The following is a 22,284-nucleotide window of genomic DNA, read 5'->3' on the forward strand; positions in this document are numbered from 1 at the left end:
AAAGTGTGACACTTGCCATCACCCCGGCCGCCAATAATTTCATAATGAACAGGGGCAATTATGCGACAGATACAGGCTGGCAGACTGCTCGTACTATGGATACTCGGGCTCAGCAGCACACTGTCAGCAGCAAGCGACAAGGAATTTCGCAATCGCTATATCGCAGAAGTGAACGACCAGACCTGGGTACTGAACCTGGACAGTCGCCGCAGCTTCGCATCGATGATCAGCGCCAAGCTGCAAATGGGCGACGCCCTCAACCGCATGATTTTACTCGGCAATATCGATGAGGGCCTGATCACCGGCACCTACAAGCCGCTGCGCGTCAGCGCCATGGCCGACGAGAAAATCTTTACGCTGCAATGGATCGATGATCGCAGCGTACGCCTGACACTCGACGGCGCCAATGCGCTGGCCAGACATGGTATTACACTGCGCGCCGACGCAAACGTAAACCCTGTGGATGACGCCCTGGTCGGTCGCTGGTACAGCGATGTCACACCCGGCATCGACGCGCAGAATCCCTATATGGGGCAGCAGTGGAGCATTCAGTTTCAAGACGACGGCAGTCTCTGTGAGGATTCACGACGCGTTGACAGCCGCCAGCCACCGCAGGACTACTCTCCCTGCGAGCAGGGAAGCAAACACCTCTGGAAAGCCGAGAACGGCAAAATTCATGTCGCCGACGACAACGGCAACTGGTCACTGAAATTTGATTACCGGCTGATGGGTGGCCGCCTGGTAGTCAGCTATCCCGACGGTCAGCGACGCATCGCCAGCCGTCCGGATCAGCGCCTAAGCGCGCAGTAAGGCCAATAGTTCCTCGCCACTGAAATCGCGGCGTCCGCCCTGCTCAGCCGCCTTGATCAACTCCCGCACCCGCTCGTTCGCCGTCGCGACCAAACCGTGGCGCCGGGCTAAATCAGCCACCTCACCATTTAGCCAGTCCACCTCGGTGCGGCGACCCAATTCCAGGTCCTCCCACATGGACGACCGCGCCAGGGGGTCCATTCGCAACATGGGCTGAGCCACTTTACGGAAAAGCCAGTCCGGGCTGCGCAAGACCCAGGGCAACACCGACGGCGGCACGGCGGTCAATTTCAACAGCGGCAGACCCGCCGCACGAATGGCCTGCAGTGCCTCGGTTTGCAGCAGGGCCAGGCAACGACGGTAAGCCCGCTGCGACAGCTCGTCCTTCAGCGGCAAGCCCGACAGCGCATTAATGGGATTATTCAGATTGAGCAGCAGCTTGGACCACTGCACCGCCACCATATCCGGCTGCCACTCAAACGGCGTCTGCGTAGCGGCAAATAGCGAGGCCAGCTCATCCATCGCGGCACACTCCTCCACCATAATCGCGCCGTCGGTACCGGCATGAAAATGCCCCTCACCACAGTTCAAAACATTGAAGGCAATCATCCCCGCCAGCACCGGCTGATTGGGTAGCGACTGACGAAGCTGGGCAGCATTACCCACACCATTTTGCAGGCTGACAATCGTTTCGCTGCCGTTGAGTACGCCGGCCAGTTGCTCTGCCACCGCTACCGTATCGGCGGATTTTACGGTGACAAACAGGCAATCCAGCCCGGTCATCGCCGCCGCCTCGGTGTGCAGGTGCAGCAACTCCGCGTCCAACTGCCGATCCAGACCACGCAGATCGCTCACTCGCAACCCGTGCGCCGACAGCGTTTCCGCCATGCGCGGGCGCAGCAGAAAGTGCACCTCTGCGCCCGCCAACTGCATTACCGCTCCCACGTAACAGCCTATGCTACCCGCACCGACGATTCCGACCTTCACAGGCACGACCCTCTACTTGTTATCATGATCGACATTATACGGCCATTCCCAGGCAGCCGTCGGTCAAATCCCCTATTGGCAAGCTGGCGCCACCGGGCAACACTGCTGTGACGCGAACAGCACAATGTCATCTGTTTGTAACTGTCATTGGTTTCAGGCATTCGCTACACTGAGCCGCTGAAATTCTGAGATTGAACGCTAAACGGCGATAGCTCTAGCATCAACACGGTGACCCCATGTCCGAGAACACTCCGCAGACTGCCCAACACGATAGCAAGCCGCCCCTCCTGTGGCTGCAGACTGTCCTGTTCAGCAGCACCTTTCTGATTGCCGCTATCGGCGTGCCCTGGTACGGCTTGACCCACGGTTTTACCGCGGCGGGCTGGATTGCCTTTGTACTGGTACTGGGTGCCAACGGCATGTCGATCACCGCTGGCTATCACCGCCTCTGGGCACACAACGCCTATAAAGCCCACTGGAGTCTGCGCCTGTTTTTCGCACTGTTCGGTGCGGCGGCGACTCAGAACAGTATCCTGATCTGGGCCAGCGGCCATCGCCGTCATCACCGTCATGTCGACGATGTTGAACACGATCCCTACTCCGCCAAGCGGGGCCTGTGGTTCTCGCATATCGGCTGGATGCTTCGCGACTACCCGGCCAGCAGCGAAGACTTTTCCAATGCCCGCGATCTGCAACGCGACAAAATTGTCATGTGGCAGCACCGCAACTATCTGGCACTGGTAGTCATCATGAACTTTGCGCCCGCGCTGGCGCTCGGCTTTGCCACCGGCAATATGCTGGAGCACGTGCTGCTGGCCGGTGTTCTGCGCCTGGTGGTCAGCCACCACACCACATTCTTTATTAATTCGCTGGCCCACTACTGGGGTCGCCGTCCCTACACCGACGAAAACACTGCCCGCGACAACGATCTGCTGGCCCTGTTCACCTATGGTGAGGGCTACCACAACTACCACCACATCTTTCAGAACGACTACCGCAACGGCATTCGCTGGTGGCACTACGACCCTACCAAGTGGCTGATCAAAAGTGCTTCGTGGTTGGGCCTGACCTGGGACCTGAAGCAAGTCCCCGATTTCAAAATTCAACGCGCAGTGCTGACCATGCAGTTCAAACGCACCGAGCAGGCCCTGCGCAAACGTGTGGTTGAAGCCCCGCACCTGAAAGAGTTTCTGGAGCAGGAATACCAGCAGTTCCGCAAGACGCTGGCCGACTGGAACACCGTTAGCCAGCAGTGGATGGACGCCAAGCGCGCCACACTGACCGCTCAGAAAAATGCCCTGCAACAGAACCTGCACGAACACAAAGAACAGCTTCAACACAATCTGGCTGAAGCCTGGGAACACGCCACGCTGCGCAGCCGCTTTAAAGAGTTGGAGTACGCTCTGAAAATGCAGCGCAAACGCCTGCAACTGCTCAGCGCACAAATGGCATAAGCGGGGCGCAAGCGCCGCACAAAGCAACGCCCCAACAGGCCCTCTTCGGAGGGCCTTGTTGTTTCTGCCTGCCGCATTATCTAAGTCGATCGATATCCGTCAAATTCCGCTTGTCGCGCCTCGTCAAACCCGTTAATTTCTATTGGCGTTTTTTCAAGGAAGCAATAACTATGCAGGGACTCTTTCGATCCATCACGCTGGCAAGCGCCGTCATTCTACCCGTAGCCGCACAGGCACAAGTCTCATCGCCAACGTCGCCAGAACCGGTGTTTCGCGGCATCGTAAATGCGGCCGTCACTGACGGCGGTGATGACCTCGCCAAAGTGCAGTTCAAGAATGCCAGCAGCGAGAAAATCAAAGCCGGTAGCTTGCTGATGCTGGGCGGCGGCGTATTGATTCAGCCTCGTGGCAGCGCTTTTTCCTACCAGCTTACGGCCAACTACCATTTCGACAGCATTACTGCGAAGAATGGCGACGCCAGCTTCGACCGCTTTCCGCTGGAGGCCTTGGTGTTTTACAACAATGGCCAGCACCGCTTCGGCGTCGGTGTGAGCCACCACCTATCTCCCGAAGTGGAATTTGATTTCGATGACTTTGCCAAGGAAACCGTCGAATTCGATGATGCCACCGGCTTTGTCGTTGAGTACAACTACGAGATCTCTGAGAGAGTATGGCTGGGTCTACGACACACCTCGATCACTTACGAGGTCAGTGATATCAATGGCGCCGAGGTGGATGGTGACCATTTTGGCCTGACCGCCCACTTCGCTTTCTAAACCACGCTTCAACAACGCTCACCGCTGGGCTGTCGCCGAATGCGGTGAGCGAGCGTCTGGTGCAAATACTGCCCGTCACGCGACACAGCAACCGCCCAAAAGTCTGTATAACAGGCCGCCACATGATGGCTGTGCTGAATCAAGCAGCCAGAAACTGGATGCTGACAAGACAGACGTGGTTAACTGTACAAAGCGATTCCTCAATCCCGGGATAGGTCGCCGAGCCGTAAAGCAGGATTGACATGAAACGCTACAAAATTGTGCATCAAACCCAATACAGCTTTTCCGGCCCTGTTCTGCTGCAACCACACAGTTTGCGCTTGCGCCCAAGAGAGGGGCCGGAGCTGCGCATCGAAAGCTCAACACTAGATATCTCGCCAGCGGCGACTCTGCGCTGGCAGCGAGATGTGGAGGGCAACGCCGTCGCTACAGCGTCCTTCTCAGGCAGCACCCAGAGCCTGCGAATACAAAGTGACGTGATTATTCAGCAGTACGACCAGGCCCCACACGACTTCCTGGTTGCCGATTACGCAGTCGATTACCCGCTGTACTACCGCGATGAAGACAAGGTTCTACTGTCACCGTATGTGCGCTTACCCTCGGCGGCCGACAGCGGTCTGCTAACAAACTGGGTAGCCGGTATCTGGCAGCCTGGCGAGACCATTCAAACCTTTGCATTATTACTTCGCCTGAATCAACGCATTTATCAAACCCTGACCTACCGAAGGCGTGAAGAAGAAGGCGTACAAAGTGCAGAACAAACCCTATCACTAGCCTCAGGATCCTGCCGGGATTCCGCCTGCCTTTTTATGGCTGCAGCACGACACTTGGGCTTCGCCGCCCGCTTTGTCAGCGGCTACCTCTATGCCAACGCCACCCCCAATGCGCCGGGTGAGCCGGGGTCTACCCATGCCTGGGCGGAAGTATTTATTCCAGGCGCTGGCTGGAAAGGGTTTGACCCAACCCTGGGCAGTATTGTGGGGGATGAACATATTTCGGTCGCTGTTGCGCGGCTGCCGGAATCGGTGCCGCCTATCGCAGGCGCTTTTCACGGCCCGTATGGCGCCAACATGGTAGTCAATGTCTGGGTGACTGCTCTAGGCCCCCTCTGACCACAAAGGACAGTTTCACTATGTGGCTACAAACCAGCTGCGAACTACAATTTCTGATCGATATTCCAACGCCGATGATCCTGATGCTTCGCCCCCGGAGCGGCGCCCAACAATGGATTGCCAGCGAAGAGTATCTGCTCTACCCCAGTGTTTCCGCCGTGGAATTTACCGATGATTACGGCAATCTTTGCCAGCGGCTGACCGCTCCCCCCGGGGACTTCCTGCTATCGACATCCGCCCGCATCCTCACCACCGACAGCATCGATGAGGCCCACGGTAGCGGCTTTGTCGACATTCAGAACCTGCCTGACGGAGTGCTCAAATACCTGCTGCCTAGCCGCTACTGCGAGTCAGACCGGTTTGGCGAAATGGCGGCAGAAATCGTCAAAGACCAGAAACCCGGCTACGACCAAGTCGCCCAAATCGAGCACTGGCTGCACAACTCCATTGGCTTCCAGCCCGCCAGCAGTTTTTCCTCGCTGTCAGCCATTGAAGTGAATCAACAAAAATCAGGGGTATGCAGAGACCTGGCTCATCTGGGCATTGCCCTCTGCCGAAGCCTTAGCATTCCTGCCCGTATGGTGGTGGGCTACTTCTACCACCTCGAACCCATGGAGCTGCACGCCTGGTTCGAGGCCTATGTGGCCGACCGCTGGTATACCTTTGACGCCACCCAAACCGAGAAGAAGGGGGGGTACGTGGCCATCGGCTACGGCCGTGATGCCGCCGACGTAGCCATTTATAACCAATTTGGACCGGCCATCACCCTGATACATCAGAAAGTTCGAGTACGTTCAATTTAATGCTTTTTCAAGCCCCCAAAAAACGGGTTCGGCTCTAGGTGAAAATCTACGCCCAGGTTCAATATGAACAAAAAACCGCCGGCATCCACCAGATCAACGCCTCATGGAGAAGGCATCCATAGTGGCGCCGACAGCAATTCTCCTTGCCAAGCATCGAGAGTGGATACCGGGCTGCGGTAACGCAACTGCAAACGCAGTGGCGCACTACGTCGCTGCAGTGCGGGGGCATTGCCTTTTGCGTCGGTCTCACTCAATTGCCACTGGCGAGACAGCACCCTCAGCGAAAACTGGTAATCACTGCCGGCATTGATACGCTGCGGCTCCGGTGTTTCGCAGGGAGAACGCTGTACCACCGCCGCCGTCTGTTCACCGGTAAAGGCGAAGGCACAATGCTGAGGATCATCGATCAGCCAGACCGCCTTATCAGCAAAATTATGAATACGCACCTCAAGTTCGTTCACTGCATTGTCGGTAAGCGGCTTGTCGCCTTCTTTCCAATTCACCGAGATACCGAGGTCAGCCCAGCGATAGCCCCTGATCAGGGCACGCCCTTGCTCATCGACGGCCAGCTCAATATCCAGTGGTCTCGGAACCGACTCGCCGCCACGCTGCATCAGTTCCATTGCCTTGGCTTTGTCCTGCTGCCGATAGAGCTGTTCAATGCCGTAGCGAAGCCGCAGCTGCTCATCGAAGCGACGATCGACACGCCCCTCAATAAAGATGTCACCGGCAGGCGGTTCTGAATACAAAGCTTTCAGGTGGTAAACCCCTTCCTGCCCCGGCCGCAAGGCAGCATAGATTTTGTCACCGCGCTGGAGAACGTCCAACGGCGCCGGACCGCGATAGGCACTGGCCGCAACAAGATTAATATCGTAATTCAAGGTGAGGTAATCACCGCGAAAGGGATCGCGGGGGTCCAGAGGTTCGGTGCGCAGATACACGGTATGGCCGTCGTGGTAGAGGCGCTCCCACATCATTGCGAACACCGCCAGAAACAACAGTTGCAGCAGGATTGCCGCCGTCAGCAACTTAGCGCGCATGGGGCTTCTCCAATTTACGACGTTCCTGCTGGCGGCTGTAGCGCAGCCCGGCCAGCAAAAGCAGCACACCCAGCAGCAAGAAGACCGAAGCCCGGGCTAACAAGCTGTGGAACAGGTCGTTGAAGCGCAGCAAGGTCAGCACGGCCAGCAAGATGCTACCCGCCGCAAGACTGCCGGGACGAATTTCCTCACTCCCCCGGTAAATGAACAAGAGCGCGTAGGCCAGCAACGCGAGATTGGCCACGGCCTCTAACACGCCGGGGATTGGCGAGCTGATGCGACTGTACAAAATCGCTAACAGCGGCAACCACAGCAGCAGATACTCCAGCCACTGCTGCAGGCTGCGGGGCCGCAGTCGCTGATCGAACAGAGTCACGCCCGCTGCGGCAAACAGCAACAGCACCATGGTCGCCGTGAAGGCCTGCGCCAGCGGCTGTGCCGCCAACGCCGAGGGCAGTGCAACCACCTCCGCCAGTTTACTGAAGCTCAGCAGCAACAGGGTCGCCCACCAAAGTGCCATACCGCTTTGGTAAAGCGGGGTGACACTCTGGGTCCACGGCAGTCGGGGGGCCAGACGTTCGGCACTTAGGTAAATCGCGCCCAGCAACAGGCCGTAGAATAACGCTGCGTCTTCATCCACACGCCAGGCGCTGGGCAAAAAACACAGGGGCAGTGCCAGCAACACCATCCTCAACAGTGCCTGAGAGCGAAGGATATGCGCCAGGGGAAGCACGCCCACCAACAGCAGAACACTGCCCTGCAGATGCAAACGTTCGAAATCGCCCGCCTCGGCCAGCGTCCAGCAAGTGATCAGCACAACCGCCAGCAGAGCCTGCCCCACCGAGGGCAGCAGCCACGCCATCAGCAGCGCCGCAAAGGCCCAGAACATAAACGCGTCAGGATAGTGGCGATCGACATGATAGATCTGTGCAATCAACCAAACGGCGGCACCGAATATCATCGTACCCAGCAGGTGCAGGGCCTGACTCAAACGCGGTTGGCTGCGCAGGGCGGCGGCGGCCAGATGGCTGAGCACAAAACCACCGAAAATCATGCCCAGTTTGCTGTAGCGGTGCATGGCCTCCCAGTTGTAGGCAATCAGCAGAATTACCCCCAGCCCCAGCATAATGGCGCCCAGCGACGCAAAAATGCTGCGCGCCCGCGGTCGCTCTACGCGCGATACCGCCGTATCCGGGTAGCGCTCGTACAGGCGGTTAGCCTGCTCGTCATTGATCAATCCTTCGCGCAGCCACTGGGCAATTTCGGCACGCAGCCAGGGCTTGTGGTTATCCATAATGGCGGTGATTCTCTTAACAAATAGTTTTTATCGATCTCGGAGTGCGCCCGCTCAGGCCACCGCATTCGCGCCTTCGGGCGTGTCGTCCAATGCGTCGAGCACACGCTCCGCAAAGCCGTGACCGGCTTCCGCATACAGATTGAAGCTGATACACCCCATGTCACGCAACTCTCGCTGCTGGTCAGCAAAGCGGGAAATAACAGCGATGTCGCCGCGATAGCCCAGCGACTGTAGCATACTCACCACCCGCACATTTTCGCTGTGGTTACTCAGGCAGACCAGCAGCAAGCGACGGCGAGATAATTCAGCGCGCTCGAGAAAATCCCGGTCACTGGCATCGCCCGCTACACAGCGCATACCTTCGCGCTGCAACTGCGCCGCCTTCTCGGCACTTTCTTCAATCCCCATAATGCGGCCAGGATAGTGCTGGCTCAGGTATTCATAGGCACCACCGCCAATGCGACCCATACCGAAAATCACAATCTCGGCATCGCCCAGATCAACGCCCTGCTCCGCGGCCAGCAGCTGCTGACGCTCGAAACCCTGCAAGCGTGCGCCGTGACGCCCGTAAAACTGATGTGCCAGCTTGTTAAGCGGCGCCGATATAAACAGCGACATCGCCATCGACACCGCCAGAATCGTCAACCATTGCTCCGGCAACAACCCCTCTTTCACCGCCAGCGCAGCGACGATCAGACCAAACTCGCTGTAGTTACTCAGCGACAGGCCCGCCAATAAGCCCGTCCGGGCACGCAGCCGAAACAGCATGAGCAGCCCAAAATAGATAATCGGCCGCAGCAGCACCAAGATCGCCAGCAGCAGCGCCAGTGCCAGCATGCCGGCGTCCGGCAGACCGTAATAACCAATGCTGAGGAAAAATGCAGTGAGAAAGATATCTTTCAGGGTGAGCAGCCCCTTGTACAGCTCCACGCTCTTGTCACTGTTCGCCAGCAACACGCCAAACACCAATGCGCCCAATCCCGCCTTGAGGTGCAGCGCCTCAAACAGCCAGGCACTGGCCAGTGCCATAGCAAGCCCATAGAGCACCAGCAGTTCGCCGTGCCCCGCCATATCCAGCAGTTTCAGCAGCGGCCGGCGCAGCAGTGGCAGCGCCACCAGCATCAGTGCCCAGGGACTGGGCCAGTCACCGGAGGAGAACAGCAGAAAAGCCACCGCCATGATGTCCTGCACAATAAGAATGCCGATGGCTATCTGCGCGTGCAGTGCCGCGCCCTCGCCGCGCTGTTCAAAAATTTTGACCGCGAAGACCGTGCTGGAAAAGGACAGGGCAAACGCCAGCACCCAGGCCGTTTCGGTTGGCAATGCCGTGTATTTGGGCAGCAGAAAATGCAGGCTGAGCAGCACCAGCGTGGTGAGAGGCACCACTAACAGCGCATGCAGCGATGCGGTCGCCCAAATCTGCGGCGCGAGCAATTCACGTATCTTAAGTTTGAGGCCGATCGTAAACAGCAGCAGAACCACGCCGATATCCGCCAACTGGTTGATCACATCTCTGTCACCCAGTTCCAGCGCACCGGCCATAAAACCGGCAAGCAGAAAGCCCAATAGCGGAGGCATATCCATGCGCCGGAAGATCAGGCCAGCGAGAAATGCCAGGGCAAGTAACAGGGGCTCGATCATTGCTGAATCCATGCAGTGGTGGGTGAAAATGCGGCGCGGCGCTTCTGCACCGGATAAGCAATTATTATGCACACAGATGCACGCAGTTTAAATCACAGGCCAAGCGCGATTCGCAGCAATGCTAACGTATACTGCAAAAGCGTTCCGCGACAACGACGCCGCGACGCCTGCCAGTAATAACAGGAAGCAGCACTATGTCAGAGAAACACCCCCTACGCCGGGCCAACTTCCCTTCAGCACGGGAAGACCGGCACCCCCACGAGAGTGAATTCCCCCCCGCCTATCGTCTGGCCTTCGCCGATGAAGATTTCCTGCTGCGCGATGAACTCAGGGGATTGCGCTTTCACCTTGAGCTGCAGAAACCCGAAATGATCTTGCAGGAAGCCGGCGTGGAATCGACGATTGCCGTCTTCGGCAGCGCGCGCTTTCTATCTCCCGATGATGCCCGCACAGCGCTGGAAGAAGCCGAGGCCAGCGGCGACCCGGCCCGCATTCGCGTTGCCAAACGCCAGCAGCGCAACAGCCACTACTACGAACAGGCACAACGGCTGGCGGAACTAGTCACCCAACACTCGCTCAACTGCGCCGAGAGTGACCAACTGTATATCTGCACCGGCGGCGGCCCCGGCATTATGGAAGCGAGCAATCGCGGTGCACAGGCGGCAGGCGGACGTTCGCTCGGCTTGAATATCGTGCTGCCGCACGAACAGCAGCCCAACCCCTACATCACGCCGGAATTCTGCTTCCGCTTCCACTACTTCGGCATCCGCAAAATGCACTTCATGTTGCGCGCACGCGCCGTGGTCGTATTCCCCGGCGGTTTCGGCACCATGGACGAGCTGTTTGAAGCACTGACGCTTATCCAGACCGGCAAATCACGGGAGGTGCCGGTGATTCTGGTCGGACATGAGTTCTGGCGTCAGGCGCTTAACCTCGAGTTTCTTCGGGACGAAGGCCTGATCAGCCCGGAAGACGTCAACCTGATCAAAGTGGTCGACACCGCCGATCAAGCCTGGCAGGAAATTATCGAGCACTATGAAATTACGCCGGGGCAATGCCCCCGCTGCTAGCCCTGCCATCAAGCGGAGCGCGGTCGCGCTGTGATATAGTCGCCTGCGACTTTCACAGCGCGCCTGAGTTTCCATGTCTGAATCCCTCGTCCAGCTCGACAATATCCGTTTTGCCTATCGGCTCGACCCCATTCTCGACGACTTTGATTGGCAGTGGCCGCCGCACAAGCACATTGCCGTACTCGGCGGAAACGGCTGCGGCAAAACCACCCTCGCAAAACTGATTACCGACCAACTGCGTCCCAATCGCGGCGAGCGCCACTATGCCGACGGCATTGCACCGGGCGATATTGCGCACATCTCCTTCGATCAGCACCGGGAACTGATGGAGCACGACCGCCGTTTTGATGACAGCGAAAACCGCGCAGATGCCTTTGATATCGGCACTCGGGTACGCGATGCCATCCTGCAGGGACATCCCGCCTCGGCGGGGTTTGACGCGCTGTGCGAACGTCTGGGCATCGCGCATATTCTCGATCGCGGCATCCGCTTTATCTCCACCGGCGAAAGCCGCAAAACACTGCTGGCCCGCGCCCTGTATTCATCGCCCAAGGCCCTGATCATCGACAATCCGCTGGAAGGGCTGGACGCCAAGGCCCAGCGCGAAATGCGCCGCTTGCTGGATGAGCTGGTGGCCTCGCCCACACCCGTACTGCTGCTCACCAAGTCGGCAGCCGATATTCCCGACGGCATCGACGATGTACAGATCATGGAGAACGGCCGCATCAGCGATCACTGCAGCGTTCAGCAGGCCCGCGAACGCTTTGCCCCCCGCGCGCACTTCAGTAAGCCGCTGCCGGTTCAGCCGGGTATAGACTGGCCCGCAGATCAACCGCTGTTTGCACTGGAAAATGTTGAGGTCAGTTTTCGCGGCACGCCGGTGTTGCGCGATATCAACTGGCGACTGATGCCCGATCAGCATTGCTGGATCAGCGGTCCCAACGGCGCGGGCAAATCCACCTTACTCGGCTTGCTGTGCGGCGAAAATGACAAGGCTTACGGCCAGCATGTCGAACTGTTCGGTCGTCGTCGCGGCAGTGGCGAAAGCATCTGGGAGATCAAATCCTGGTTCGGCCTGCTCAACACCAGCATGCAGCTCAACAGTCTGAAGCGCGTAAAGGCGATGGATGTGATTGCCTCGGGCTTCTTCGATTCCGTGGGGCTTTACGAAGACCCGAGCCCCGCGCAACAGCAACTGGTGCTGCAATGGCTGGACGCCCTGGAGCTGCTGCCACTGCGGGAGCAGCGTTTTGAGCGCCTCTCATTCGGTCAGCAGCGCATGATTCTGCTGGCGCGGGCCATGGTGAAATCACCCCGGGTATTGATTCTCGACGAGCCCTGTATCGGCCTTGATGAAGAACAGAAGGCACGGCTGCTGGGCGCCGTGGATCAGATCGCCGCGCAGGGCCAGACCCGCATGCTGTTTGTCAGCCACCGTGAAGATGAGGTTCCCGACTGCATCAACCAGCAGTTGCGGCTGGTGCCGGCTGACGGCGGCGGCTACACCGCCGAGGTCGTCAACGCGCCGCGCCGATAAGCGCGGCGGCAAGTCGCTTAATCGAAGAGCTGTTTTATCCAGTTAAACATCTTCTCGCCATCGGGTGCGCAACCGCCGCGATCACGTGGTTCGCTGCCCTTGATAAAGGGCATATAGCGCGCCCCGTCACACCAGGATTGACTGAGTCTGCCGCTCTCGCTGTCCACCCACACATACTCGATATTGGACTGGCGCATAAACGGCATCTGTTCCGTGCTGGCCTCGGCCATAAACTGACGCCAAACCCGCAGTGCACCGCTGGCCCCGGTCAGACCGGTTGAGGCATTGTTATCCAGCCCCATCCACACCACGGCAAGATAATCCCCGGCAAAGCCTGCGAACCAACTGTCGCGAGTGTCGTTACTGGTGCCGGTTTTTCCCGCCACCCGATAGTCTTTGGGCAGCACGTTGTAGGCCGTCTTGCCGGTCCCCTCGCGCATGGTTTCCAACATGGCGTACTGCAAGAGATGCACCGGCGCCGAATCGATCACCTGCCGGGGCTTTTGCGGGTAGCGCGCCAGCGGTTTGCCGTCGGCGTCGGAGACCGCATAGATCGTGCGCAGCGGCGTGTAACGACCATCGGCCGCAATGGTCTGATACATCCCTGCCACTTCAATCGGCGCCAGCGCCGCCGCACCAAGCAGCATGGAGGGTACTTCCAGCAAGGGGCGGTGCACACCCAGACGCTTGAACATCTCCATAACCTTGCTCAGCCCGACATCCAGGCCGAGATTGGCCGTGGACAGGTTATAGGAATGCGACAGCGCCTCGTGCAAAGGCACGCGACCGTGAGCTTTCTTCCCATAGTTCTGCGGTTTCCACAGGCTGCCATCCGCATTCGGTACGCTCAGCGGCTCATCCCGCAGCGGGGTCATCAGCGTGTAGCGGTTGGGCTCGTTGAGCGCCGTGAGGTACACCGCCGGTTTAGCCAGCGAACCAATCGGGCGAAGGGCATCCAGCGCACGGTTAAAACCCGCATAGCGCGGTTGGCGTCCGCCGATAACTGCCACCACATCGCCGCTGTTCACAGCGGTGACCACCATTGCCACCTGCAGATCCTTTTGGCGGGATTCGAGCTGCTTCAGAGCTTTGCTGGTAGCCGCCTCGGCGCGCCGCTGCAGGGTGGGATCAAAGGGCGTAAAAATCCGCAGCCCTTTCTTCTGTAAATCCTGTCTGGCGTAATCGCGGCTTAACTGGCGACGCACTAGGTCGACGTAGGCGGGATACACCCCCGCCAGCGCCGAGCTTTTCGACAGGCCCAGCGGCTCTTTTTTCCACAGGGTCAACTGCTCTTCCGTCAGCCAGCCTTCTTCCGCCAGCTCACCCAGCACAATATTGCGTCGCGAGATCGCCCGCTCAGGATGACGCCAGGGACTGTAATACGAGGGCCCTTTGACCAGCCCCACCAACACCGCGACCTGAGACAGGTCCAGTTCCTTAAGCGGCCGGTTAAAGTAGTGCCGGGCGGCCAGACCAAAACCGTGAATGGCGCGATTCCCCTCCTGCCCCAGATACACCTCGTTGAGATAGGCCTCGAGAATCTCATCCTTGCTGTAGTGCACTTCGGTCAGCAGCGACATCGCCGCCTCTTTCATTTTGCGCCACAGGCTGCGCTCATTGGTGAGCAGCGTATTTTTAACCAGCTGCTGGGTGAGTGTGCTCCCGCCCTGCACCGTGCGACCGGCCTTGATATTGACCAGCATGGCCCGGGCGATACTGCGCGGCGAGATTCCCCAGTGTTCATAGAAACCGCGATCTTCGACCTGCAACAGCGTTTCCACCAGCATTTCCGGCGCATCTTCCAGAGACAGCATCAGCCGGTCTTCGTGACGATCCGGGTATACCCCCCCAATCACCGTCGGGTCGAGCTGCTCCTCGGCAATCCGCTCACCCAGCTCGTTGCGCACCACGCCAACAGTGGTTGCCCCCATCGTCACCGTGACCTTGCGCGCATCGCGGCGACCATCAGCAAAATCGAAAGGCCGCAGATAGATCGTAAAGGTATCGCCTTCGCGGCGATAACTGCCCGGCTCGCTGACCATACGCAGGCGACGGTAGCCGAGGTTGCGCAGCTCTTCTTCCAGTTCATAGGCCGTGAGCACCGCGCCCGAGGCCAGCACCAGCGGTCGCGCATAGACCTTGGCGGGTTGATCGTAGCGGTCAGAGGCGAAGGCATCGCGTACCTGCGCATCGCAGTAGGCGAAGAAAATGAGTAAGGGGACCAGACCGGCAATCGTCAACTTGAGCAGTAAGCCCCGCCAACTCCGTGGACGAAGTGCGCGGAGACGGGTACGAAGCGATGTTTTTTTCTTGGGCATAAAAGCTCTCGTTGAATTGCAAATCCGGTCTGGGCACGGATAATAGCCGCACTTTACGGCAAGTTATTGGCAAATAAGATGAAAAAGTATCATGTTTACGGCATCGGCGCGGCGCTGGTGGACACCGAAATTCAGGTCCAGGACAGCGAACTGCAAACAATGGGCGTCGAGAAAGGCTTGATGACCCTGGTCGATGAAGCCCGCCAACAGGAGCTGTTGGACCAGCTCGAAGGCCATCTGGTTCACTCCAAACAGGCCAGCGGTGGCTCCGGCTGCAACTCGGTAGTGGCCGCCGCCTACTTTGGCGCCAAAGGCTTCTACTCCTGCAAAGTTGCCAATGACGAATTCGGAGAAGTTTTCCTGAACGATATCCGCGCGGCGGGTGTGGACGCCAACTTCGACGACGACCGCGATCACGGCCAAACCGGCAAGTGTCTGGTACTGATCAGCCCCGACGCCGAGCGCAGCATGAATACCCACCTGGGTATCAGCGCCGAGCTGTCGGTAAAAGAATTGAACGAGGCGGCGCTGGCCGATTCGGCCTACTACTACATGGAAGGTTATCTGGTCACCTCCGACACCGGCCGCGCCGCTGCCATTCGTGGCCGTGAAGTGGCGGAACAGAACGGCGTAAAAACCGCGCTGAGCTTTTCCGACCCCGGCATGGTGGAGTTTTTCCGCGAGGGTATGGCCGAGATGCTGGGTAACGGTGTCGACCTGTTGTTCTGCAATGAAGACGAAGCCAAAGGCTGGGCACAGACCGATTCCATCGACGATGCCGTGGAAACCCTGAAAGCCGTTGCCAAAACGTTCGCCGTTACCCTCGGTGCCAAGGGCGCGCTGGTGTTTGACGGTGAAACGCTGCACAGCATTGCGCCGTATCGGGTCGATGCCGTCGACACCAATGGCGCGGGCGATATGTTCGCCGGTGCCTTCCTCTACGCCATCAGCCACGGCCACGACTTTGCCACGGCAGGCAAACTCGCCAGCCGCGCCTCAGCCGAAGTCGTTTCGCAATACGGCCCGCGCCTTCCCGGTGCAGCCCACTCGGCTCTGCGCGACGAAATCCTCAGCGCCTGAACCGCCGGGTAAACACGGCTATTGAGGGTCAAAGGCCCTCGCCCCCGGACCATATTCCGCTGCGCGATCTTCCGGGTTGCGCAGCGGACAGTCCGACACCGACAGACAACCGCAACCGATACACACCGTCAGCTTGTCCTTCAGCGCCGTCATTTTCTCGATGCGCGCTTCCAGCTCTTCCCGCCAGATCGACGACAAACGATTCCAGTCTGCCGCACTGGGTGGCGCGTCCTGCGGCAGGGTTTCCATGTGTTCGCGAATTTCTGACAGCGACAAGCCCAGACTTTGCGCCACCTTAATCACCGCGAGCTGCCGCAGAATATGCCGGGGATAACGCCGTTGATTACCCGCGTTACGACGACTGCGTATCAGGCCTTTGGTCTCATAAAAATGCAGGGTCGACACAGGAATACCGCTTCGCTGCGATATCTGCCCCACGCTGAGCATTTGCATAGCCACTTTGGGCGGACTTTTTTCCATTTTTTATTTATAGCCCATCTATTGACCTAAACCAAGGTTGAGGTTTTAAGCTGCCCACTATCGACTCACCTACCGCCCCTTCGCAACCCTGTCGGTAGCGTCACTCTGGCTCCCGGGGGTTGATAACACACCGTTCCCGAACGCGACTTCACAGCAAGCCGCTCCGGTGCTTACGGCCTGAAAATACCGATAGCTGGAAACCACGATGAGCACACCACATTCCGAACAGGCAACAACCAAGAATTCGCGAACGCTGACCGTCACGCTGCTGAGCTTCTGCATTGCCGTCGCCGTATTTCTCTTGCTGCTGGGCTGGAAGCAGTGGCGCCAGGGCGGTGCCGCCGCCCAGCCCTATCCGCCGACCGCCGTCGCCGCGATGCGAATCACCCCGACCGATATCCCCAACTCACTGCATGCCGTGGGCTCACTGCGCGCCGTCCGCGAGGTCGTGCTCGCCCCGGAAGTGGCGGGCCGGGTGGTCAGTATCGGGTTTGACGCAGGAGAAACCGTGGCGGCAGAACAGCAACTGCTGCAACTCTATGATGCGCCCGAGCAGGCCGACCGCGCCGCCGCACTCGCCCGCGTGAAGCTCGCTGATGCGCAACTCAAACGGGCAACACGGCTGGTCGACAGCGGCGCCGAATCTCGCGAAATTCTCGACCAGCGTACCGCTGAGCGCGACCAGGCGCTGGCAGCGGTCAAGCAGTTGGACGCCCGCATTGCGCAGAAGCAGATTCGCGCGCCCTTTGCCGGTCAGCTCGGCATCCGTCAGGTCGATCTCGGCCAATACCTCAATCCCGGCGAGACCATTGCGACACTGACGGACACCTCCCAGCTATATGTGGACTTCACCGTACCTCAGCAGGAACTGCGCTGGGTGCAACAGGGTGGCAAGGTTCAGGTCGTCAGCGATGCCTGGCCCGATAACAGCTATACCGCCACGGTCACCACGGTCGAGCCGCGCATCAGTGCCGACACCCGCAACATTCAGATTCGCGCCCAACTGGACAATCCCGGCGAGCACCTTCGTCCCGGCATGTTCGTCAACGCCAGCCTGAGCCTGCCCGAGCAGAAGGAGCAGCTCGTCGTGCCCTCTACCGCCATTCAAACCACGGCATTTGGCTCGAATGTGTTGCTGGTTCGCGGCGCCGAACCCGAAAAAGCGGGACAGGCAGAATACGTGCAGGTGCAAATCAGCCGACGACTGAAAGATCAGGTCGTGATCAGCAGCGGGCTGAAAGCGGGCGATATCGTGGTGACCGAAGGCCAACTGAAAGTCCCACCGGGAGCCCCCGTCACCGTCACTAAACTCCGCGCGGCTGAGGAGTCATAAGCATGGCGTTCACCGATCTGTTTATCCGCCGCCCCATCCTGTCGATTGTGGTCAGCCTTCTGCTGCTGCTCGTCGGTGGCAGCGCCATGTACTCGCTGCCCATTCGGGAATACCCGGCCATGGAAAGCGCGACCATCGTAATTACCACCGGTTACCCCGGCGCCACTCAGGACGTCATGCAGGGCTTTGTCACCACACCCATTGCGCAGGCGGTATCCACCGCCAGCGGCATTGAATACCTGACCTCCACGTCGACTCAGGGCAACAGCGAAATCAAGGCCAAGCTGGTGCTGAATGCCGACTCCGACCGCTCGATGACGGAAATTCTCGCCAAGGTCCAGCAGGTCAGTTACCGCCTGCCCGAAGGCACCCTCGACCCGGTGATCAACAAGATTACCGACGGCGCCTCGGCGGTGCAGTATCTGGCCTTCGTCTCAGAAGAGCTGCCGATTCCCATCATCACCGACTTCGCCACGCGCGTGGCGCAGCCCCTGGTCACCTCGATTCCCGGTGTGGCCTCGGTCGACTTTGGCGGCGCACAGACCCTCGCCATGCGTATCTGGGTTGATCCCAACCGCCTCGCGGCGCGGGGCATGTCCGCAGGCGAGGTCGCCGCCGCTCTGCGCGCCAACAATATTCAGGCTGCACCGGGACAACTGAAAGACAGCGAGACCGTTATCAATATTACTGCAGGCACCGACGCCAGCAGCATTGAGGAATTTCGTCAGCTAGTCATCAAGCAAAGCGACAGTGGTCTGGTACGCCTCGGCGATGTCGCCACCATTGAGCTTGGCGGGCAGAACTATGACTCCACGTTTGCCAGCAGCGGTCGCCGGGCGATCTCCATGGCAATCTCGCCCACCCCGGACGGCAACCCGCTGGAGATCGTCAAAGCCGTAAAAGCCTTGATCCCCGACCTTCAGCGCTCAGCGCCACCGGGATTAGAGGTCTTCAGTAACTTCGACGTCGCCCACTTCGTCAACGCCTCTATCGACGAAGTGACCCACACGCTGATCGAAGCCGTGATCATTGTGGTACTGGTGATCTTCCTGTTTCTCGGCTCGTTCCGGGCGGTGATTATCCCGGTGGTCACCATTCCCCTGTCGCTGATCGGCACCGCGATTCTGATGCTGGCCTTCGGGTTTTCGCTGAATATGCTCACCCTGCTGGCGATGGTGCTGGCCATCGGGCTGGTGGTGGATGACGCCATTGTCGTCGTCGAAAACATTCACCGCCACATTGAAGAAGGCCTGTCGCCAGTCAAGGCCGCGCTCATCGGCGCCCGCGAAATTGTCGGCCCGGTGATCGCGATGACCATTACGCTGGCCGCCGTCTATGCCCCCATCGGCCTCACCGCAGGGCTCACCGGCGCCCTGTTCAAGGAATTCGCCTTTACGCTGGCCGGTTCCGTCTTTGTCTCGGGCATCGTCGCCCTCACCTTGTCGCCGATGATGAGCTCCTGGCTGCTCAGCGACAAAGTCCACGAAGGCCGACTCACCAAACTGATCGAGAAGAACGTGGGGCGCCTCGAAGCCCGTTACGACAGGGTCTTGCACCACACTCTGTCTGCGCGCCCGGCCGTGTTGGCCGTGGGCGCGGTGGTGCTCGCCGGCATCGGCGTCCTGTTCACCGGCAGCCAGCGCGAACTGGCCCCGCAGGAAGACCACGGCTACATCTTCACCTCGGTGAAAGCACCGCAGTACGCCAACACCGACTACACCGAGCGCAACACGCAGCAGATCGTGGATATCTTCAGCAGCCTGCCCGAACACCTCAACAGCTTCATGGTGAACGGTGCGGGCGGGCAGAATAATGCCTTCGGCGGTGTGGTCCTCAAGGAATGGCAGGAACGCGAGCGCAGCTCCGCCGAAATACAGGGTGAACTGAACGCCCGCGTGGCCGGATTAACCGGGGTGTTCGCGGCGATCTTTCCACCGCCGCCCCTGCCCGCAGGCAGCGGCGGTCTGCCGGTGCAGATGGTCGTGCGCTCCTCCGATGACTTCTCCGCCCTGTACCAGGCAATGGAAAAGATCAAAGGCGCAGCCTGGGGCAGTGGCCTGTTTGTTTTCGTCGACAGCGACCTCGCCTTCGACAGTGCGGAAGCACGGGTATCCATCGACCGCGCGAAAGCGGGCGAACTGGGCGTGACCATGCAGGCCATCGCCGACACACTGGCAATTCTGGTGGGCGAAAATCTGATTAACCGCTTTAACTGGCACGACCGCTCCTACGACGTGATTACCCAGGTGCCCGCCGCCCAGCGCCTGACCCCGGACAAGCTCGGTCAGTACTACGTTAAAGCCGGCTCCGGTGAGCTGATCCCGCTGTCCACGGTCATCGACGTGAGCATTCGCCCGCAGGCCAATCGCCTGCCGCAATTCAATCAGATGAACTCGGTCACCCTGTCCGCCGTACTGGCGCCCGGCGTCACCATGGGGCAGGCCGTGACGTTTCTGCAAAATCAGCAAATCCCGCCCGGCGCGAGTATCGACTGGCTGTCAGACAGTCGGCAGTACGTCAGTGAAGGCAACCGCCTGATGGTGTCGTTTGTCTTCGCGCTTATCGTCATCTTTCTGGTTCTGGCGGCGCAGTACGAGTCCTTCCGCGATCCGCTGGTGATTCTGGTGACCGTCCCGCTGGCGATCTGCGGAGCGCTGATTCCGCTGTATCTGGGCTTCACCACACTGAACATCTACACCCAGATCGGTCTGGTAACGCTGATCGGCCTGATCTCCAAGCACGGCATTCTGATGGTGGCGTTCGCCAACGAAATTCAGGTGCACGACCAGGTCGACCGCGCCACGGCGATTCGCAAAGCCGCAAGGGTGAGAATGCGCCCGATCTTGATGACAACAGCGGCCATGGTCGCCGGTATGATCCCGCTGCTGTTTGCCAGCGGCGCCGGATCGGCCAGCCGCTTCGCCATCGGCATTGTCGTGGTGATGGGCATGCTGATCGGCACCCTGTTCACCCTGTTCATTCTGCCCACTGTCTACAGCTTTATCGCCAAGGACCACCGCGCCGCCAGCACCTCCAGTCGCGCGCGGGAACTGGCCGAAGGAGAACCCAATCATGTCTAAGCCTATCGGTCTTGCGGTCGTAGCCTCGGTCCTGCTCAGCGCCTGTGCCAGCGGGCCGGACTTCCACTCCCCTGCGGTGCCCGACACCGCGACCACGGCATTCACCACGCCGTGGCCCGCAAGCGATGCGCCGGTAAGCGCACACTGGTGGAAGCTCTACAACGACGAGGCGCTGAACGCGCTGATTCAACAGGCGCTGGCCGCCAATACCGACCTTCGGGTCGCAGAGGCCAATCTGCAACAGGCCAGCGCCCGCTTCCGCGAATCACGCAGCCAGTATGTGCCGTCGACCACCGCCAATGCGGGCGCCAGCTATGGGCGCGATCAGCGCGTTTGGAGCGGCCCCGATCGCGCGCCGACGCAGTGGAGCTACAGCGGCGGCATGGACATCGCCTATGAGGTCGACCTGTTTGGCCGGGTACGACGGGATGTGCAGGCCGCCCATGCAGACCGCGACGCCATCGAAGCAGCGCGCGATGCCGCCCGTCTCGCCGTTGTCGCCGAAACCACCCGCGCCTACGTTGATGCCTGCGGTCTCGGCCAGTCGCTGCATATTGCCGAGCAGGCCGTGGCGATCGCCGACAAGCAGTTGCAATTGACTCAACAACGCCAGACCGCCGGTGCAGCAACCCAACTCGATGTGGCCCGAGCGGCTGCCGATCTGGCGGCCACCACCTCGACACTCTCACCATTGAGCGCCGAGCGTCAGAGTCGCCTGCTCGAACTTGCGGCCCTGCTCGGTGAAACCCCCGCCAACATTCCTGCCGCCGCGCGGGACTGCGCACAAATCCCCACGCTGCTGAGCAGCATTCCCCTGGGCGACGGGGCGGCGCTGTTGCGCCGTCGGCCGGATGTGCGCGCGGCGGAGTATCGCCTGAAGGCCGATACCGCCCGCATCGGCGTGGCGATTGCCAGCCTCTACCCGCAAATCACCCTGGGCGCGTCAGCCAGCTACTTCCGCAACGACACCCTGCCCAGCAACGAGCACTGGTCCTTCAGCATCGGGCCGCTGTTGTCCTGGCACTTCCCCAACCAGTTGGCAGCGCGTGCGCAAATCCGGCAGGCCGAGGCGCGCAGTGCCGCCACACTGGCGGAATTCGATGGCACGGTGCTGACCGCGCTGAAAGAAGTAGAACAGGCGCTGACCCACTATCAGGCCACCCTGCAACAGCAAGCCACGCTGTCCGATGCGCAGCGCTATGCCAGCACCGCCTACACACTCGCCAGACAGCGCCATGCTGCGGGCGCCGCCACCTTTATCGAGGTGCTGGATGCACAGCGAACACTGATCGAGGCGCAGCGCTCAAGCGTAGCCGCAGCGCGGCAATTGGGGACCCAAGGCGTCGCGGTATTCCGCGCACTGGGCGGTGGCTGGGAAACCGACGAGATGGCACTGCCCACCGCTTTGCACAGATCTTCAGGTACCTAACCAGCAGCCTTCTTCATATTGGCGGCTGCCATAGGGA

The 22,284-nt window shown here is 59.7% G+C and carries 17 protein-coding genes; 11 read left to right on the plus strand and 6 right to left on the minus strand.

Annotated elements, in window-relative coordinates; genetic code table 11:
• Positions 1-60: 60 nt before the first annotated feature.
• On the plus strand, positions 61-810 hold the full coding sequence (locus G411_RS0104195) for a hypothetical protein (RefSeq protein WP_022957923.1): 750 nt from the start codon (positions 61-63) through the stop codon (positions 808-810).
• Here the strand turns inward: G411_RS0104195 and G411_RS0104200 are convergent.
• Entirely contained in the window at positions 796-1,803 is a 1,008-nt protein-coding gene (locus G411_RS0104200) for a 2-dehydropantoate 2-reductase (protein ID WP_037508406.1), read from the minus strand. The genes G411_RS0104195 and G411_RS0104200 overlap by 15 nt on opposite strands.
• Positions 1,804-2,033: 230 nt before the next feature.
• Between G411_RS0104200 and G411_RS0104205 the strand changes: the two genes are divergently transcribed.
• The 4 genes from G411_RS0104205 (at position 2,034) to G411_RS0104220 (ending at position 5,942) form a co-directional block, all read left to right on the plus strand.
• The gene (locus tag G411_RS0104205) at positions 2,034-3,251 is read left to right on the plus strand and encodes a fatty acid desaturase (protein WP_022957925.1); all 1,218 of its coding nucleotides are present in this window, start codon (positions 2,034-2,036) and stop codon (positions 3,249-3,251) included.
• 170 nt (positions 3,252-3,421) lie between these two features.
• Positions 3,422-4,027 carry an outer membrane beta-barrel protein gene (locus tag G411_RS0104210; protein WP_022957926.1) on the plus strand — a complete coding sequence of 202 codons (606 nt, stop codon included), beginning with the start codon at positions 3,422-3,424 and terminating at the stop codon, positions 4,025-4,027.
• Positions 4,028-4,269: 242 nt separating this feature from the next.
• Positions 4,270-5,139: a transglutaminase family protein gene (locus tag G411_RS0104215; protein WP_022957927.1), complete on the plus strand. Its 870-nt coding sequence runs from the start codon at positions 4,270-4,272 to the stop codon at positions 5,137-5,139.
• A gap of 20 nt (positions 5,140-5,159) precedes the next feature.
• Positions 5,160-5,942 carry a transglutaminase-like domain-containing protein gene (locus tag G411_RS0104220; RefSeq protein ID WP_022957928.1) on the plus strand — a complete coding sequence of 261 codons (783 nt, stop codon included), beginning with the start codon at positions 5,160-5,162 and terminating at the stop codon, positions 5,940-5,942.
• A 101-nt stretch (positions 5,943-6,043) separates the two neighbouring features.
• On the opposite strand, the gene G411_RS0104230 is transcribed toward G411_RS0104220, so the two are convergent.
• From G411_RS0104230 to G411_RS19285, 3 genes are read right to left on the minus strand one after another with little or no spacing between them, the layout of a single operon-like run.
• The gene (locus G411_RS0104230; RefSeq protein ID WP_022957929.1) at positions 6,044-6,982 is read right to left on the minus strand and encodes a GDYXXLXY domain-containing protein; all 939 of its coding nucleotides are present in this window, start codon (positions 6,980-6,982) and stop codon (positions 6,044-6,046) included.
• On the minus strand, positions 6,972-8,276 hold the full coding sequence (locus G411_RS0104235; RefSeq protein ID WP_022957930.1) for a DUF2157 domain-containing protein: 1,305 nt from the start codon (positions 8,274-8,276) through the stop codon (positions 6,972-6,974). The genes G411_RS0104230 and G411_RS0104235 overlap by 11 nt, the downstream gene beginning before the upstream one ends.
• A 54-nt stretch (positions 8,277-8,330) precedes the next feature.
• Positions 8,331-9,920, minus strand: a complete 1,590-nt coding sequence (locus G411_RS19285) for a cation:proton antiporter family protein (RefSeq protein ID WP_022957931.1) — start codon at positions 9,918-9,920, stop codon at positions 8,331-8,333.
• A gap of 194 nt (positions 9,921-10,114) precedes the next feature.
• On the opposite strand from G411_RS19285, the gene G411_RS19290 reads away from it, so the two are divergent.
• Both G411_RS19290 and G411_RS0104250 read left to right on the plus strand, forming a co-directional pair.
• Positions 10,115-10,990 (plus strand): LOG family protein, encoded by an 876-nt coding sequence (locus tag G411_RS19290; protein WP_022957932.1) that lies wholly within the window; start codon positions 10,115-10,117, stop codon positions 10,988-10,990.
• A 73-nt stretch (positions 10,991-11,063) separates the two neighbouring features.
• Positions 11,064-12,527 carry an ATP-binding cassette domain-containing protein gene (locus tag G411_RS0104250; protein ID WP_022957933.1) on the plus strand — a complete coding sequence of 488 codons (1,464 nt, stop codon included), beginning with the start codon at positions 11,064-11,066 and terminating at the stop codon, positions 12,525-12,527.
• Between the two features lie 17 nt (positions 12,528-12,544).
• Here G411_RS0104250 and mrcB read toward each other — a convergent pair whose 3' ends face one another.
• Entirely contained in the window at positions 12,545-14,845 is a 2,301-nt protein-coding gene (gene mrcB, locus G411_RS0104255) for a penicillin-binding protein 1B (protein ID WP_051151241.1), read from the minus strand.
• Between the two features lie 78 nt (positions 14,846-14,923).
• Between mrcB and G411_RS0104260 the strand changes: the two genes are divergently transcribed.
• Entirely contained in the window at positions 14,924-15,925 is a 1,002-nt protein-coding gene (locus G411_RS0104260; protein WP_022957935.1) for an adenosine kinase, read from the plus strand.
• 18 nt (positions 15,926-15,943) lie between these two features.
• Here G411_RS0104260 and soxR read toward each other — a convergent pair whose 3' ends face one another.
• Positions 15,944-16,405 (minus strand): redox-sensitive transcriptional activator SoxR, encoded by a 462-nt coding sequence (gene soxR, locus G411_RS0104265; RefSeq protein ID WP_022957936.1) that lies wholly within the window; start codon positions 16,403-16,405, stop codon positions 15,944-15,946.
• Positions 16,406-16,610: 205 nt separating this feature from the next.
• Between soxR and G411_RS0104270 the strand changes: the two genes are divergently transcribed.
• The 3 genes from G411_RS0104270 to G411_RS19300 are packed head-to-tail and all read left to right on the plus strand — an operon-like array spanning position 16,611 to position 22,247.
• Complete coding sequence (locus tag G411_RS0104270) at positions 16,611-17,738, plus strand: efflux RND transporter periplasmic adaptor subunit (protein ID WP_022957937.1); 1,128 nt, start codon at positions 16,611-16,613, stop codon at positions 17,736-17,738.
• 2 nt (positions 17,739-17,740) lie between these two features.
• Complete coding sequence (locus G411_RS19295) at positions 17,741-20,818, plus strand: efflux RND transporter permease subunit (RefSeq protein ID WP_022957938.1); 3,078 nt, start codon at positions 17,741-17,743, stop codon at positions 20,816-20,818.
• On the plus strand, positions 20,811-22,247 hold the full coding sequence (locus G411_RS19300) for an efflux transporter outer membrane subunit (protein WP_022957939.1): 1,437 nt from the start codon (positions 20,811-20,813) through the stop codon (positions 22,245-22,247). Before G411_RS19295 ends, G411_RS19300 begins: the two co-directional genes overlap by 8 nt.
• Positions 22,248-22,284: the final 37 nt, after the last annotated feature.

Source organism: Spongiibacter tropicus DSM 19543, assembly GCF_000420325.1.
In the GTDB taxonomy this organism is placed as follows: domain Bacteria; phylum Pseudomonadota; class Gammaproteobacteria; order Pseudomonadales; family Spongiibacteraceae; genus Spongiibacter; species Spongiibacter tropicus.

What these genes read in the sequence shown, in the direction of transcription:
- G411_RS0104260 (WP_022957935.1), top strand. Translation starts at nt 14,924, where the DNA reads ATGAAAAAGTATCATGTTTACGGCATCGGCGCGGCGCTGGTGGACACC.
- G411_RS0104205 (WP_022957925.1), top strand. Translation starts at nt 2,034, where the DNA reads ATGTCCGAGAACACTCCGCAGACTGCCCAACACGATAGCAAGCCGCCC.
- G411_RS0104235 (WP_022957930.1), bottom strand. Translation starts at nt 8,276, where the DNA reads ATGGATAACCACAAGCCCTGGCTGCGTGCCGAAATTGCCCAGTGGCTG.
- G411_RS19290 (WP_022957932.1), top strand. Translation starts at nt 10,115, where the DNA reads ATGTCAGAGAAACACCCCCTACGCCGGGCCAACTTCCCTTCAGCACGG.
- G411_RS0104230 (WP_022957929.1), bottom strand. Translation starts at nt 6,982, where the DNA reads ATGCGCGCTAAGTTGCTGACGGCGGCAATCCTGCTGCAACTGTTGTTT.
- G411_RS0104220 (WP_022957928.1), top strand. Translation starts at nt 5,160, where the DNA reads ATGTGGCTACAAACCAGCTGCGAACTACAATTTCTGATCGATATTCCA.
- G411_RS0104215 (WP_022957927.1), top strand. Translation starts at nt 4,270, where the DNA reads ATGAAACGCTACAAAATTGTGCATCAAACCCAATACAGCTTTTCCGGC.
- G411_RS0104250 (WP_022957933.1), top strand. Translation starts at nt 11,064, where the DNA reads ATGTCTGAATCCCTCGTCCAGCTCGACAATATCCGTTTTGCCTATCGG.
- G411_RS0104270 (WP_022957937.1), top strand. Translation starts at nt 16,611, where the DNA reads ATGAGCACACCACATTCCGAACAGGCAACAACCAAGAATTCGCGAACG.
- G411_RS0104210 (WP_022957926.1), top strand. Translation starts at nt 3,422, where the DNA reads ATGCAGGGACTCTTTCGATCCATCACGCTGGCAAGCGCCGTCATTCTA.
- G411_RS0104195 (WP_022957923.1), top strand. Translation starts at nt 61, where the DNA reads ATGCGACAGATACAGGCTGGCAGACTGCTCGTACTATGGATACTCGGG.
- mrcB (WP_051151241.1), bottom strand. Translation starts at nt 14,845, where the DNA reads ATGCCCAAGAAAAAAACATCGCTTCGTACCCGTCTCCGCGCACTTCGT.
- G411_RS19295 (WP_022957938.1), top strand. Translation starts at nt 17,741, where the DNA reads ATGGCGTTCACCGATCTGTTTATCCGCCGCCCCATCCTGTCGATTGTG.
- G411_RS19285 (WP_022957931.1), bottom strand. Translation starts at nt 9,920, where the DNA reads ATGATCGAGCCCCTGTTACTTGCCCTGGCATTTCTCGCTGGCCTGATC.
- soxR (WP_022957936.1), bottom strand. Translation starts at nt 16,405, where the DNA reads ATGGAAAAAAGTCCGCCCAAAGTGGCTATGCAAATGCTCAGCGTGGGG.
- G411_RS19300 (WP_022957939.1), top strand. Translation starts at nt 20,811, where the DNA reads ATGTCTAAGCCTATCGGTCTTGCGGTCGTAGCCTCGGTCCTGCTCAGC.